The sequence below is a fragment of the Rhodococcus sp. ENV425 genome (genome assembly GCF_002887785.1).
Classification (GTDB): Bacteria; Actinomycetota; Actinomycetes; order Mycobacteriales; family Mycobacteriaceae; genus Rhodococcus; species Rhodococcus aetherivorans.
Window position 1 is genome coordinate 1 of the sequence record NZ_PCZU01000272.1, and the last position, 695, is coordinate 695.

Consider the following 695-nt stretch of genomic DNA (forward strand, 5'->3'; position numbering starts at 1 on the left):
AAATCCCGGATCTCCCAGCCCCGGGTCTTCGCCAGCTCCCGCAGGTCGGCGTCCGGGTTGACGGCGACCGGCGTGCCGACGAGCGAGAGCATGGGCACGTCGTTGTGGCTGTCGGAGTACGCCGTGCAGCGCTTGAGGTTCAGGCCCTCGCGGATCGCCAGGGCCCGCACCGCGTGGGCCTTGCCCAGGCCGTGCAGGATGTCCCCGACGAGGCGGCCGGTGAACACGCCGTCCTCCGATTCGGCGACGGTGCCGAGGGCGCCGGTCAGACCGAGCCGCTCGGCGATGACGTTCGCCAGTTCGACCGGGGTGGCCGTCACCAGCCACACCTGCTGCCCCGCGTCGAGGTGCATCTGCGCCAGCGCCCGGGTGCCGGGCCAGATCTTGTCCGCGATGATCTCGTCGTAGATCTCCTCGCCGAGGCGGGCCAGCTCCGCCGTGGACCGGCCGGCGACGAACGACAGCGCCTTCTCGCGGCCGCTGGCGACGTCGTCCGAGTTCTCCTTGCCGGTGACCCGGAACTTGACCTGCTGCCAGGCGAATTCGGCCAGGTCGGACTTGGTGAAGTAGTCGCGGGCGGCGAGTCCGCGCGCGAAATGGATGATCGACGCGCCCTGCACCATCGTGTTGTCGACGTCGAAGAACGCGGCCGCGGTCAGGTCCTGCGGAACGGCGGTGGTCGAGGTGTCGGCGGG

1 protein-coding gene is annotated in these 695 nt (G+C 70.5%); it reads right to left on the reverse strand.

Features of this window, described 5'->3' with window-relative positions; all coding sequences use genetic code 11:
• The coding region (locus CQZ88_RS25620) for an HAD family phosphatase (RefSeq protein ID WP_258008794.1) at nt 1-695 on the reverse strand (695 nt) is incomplete at both ends.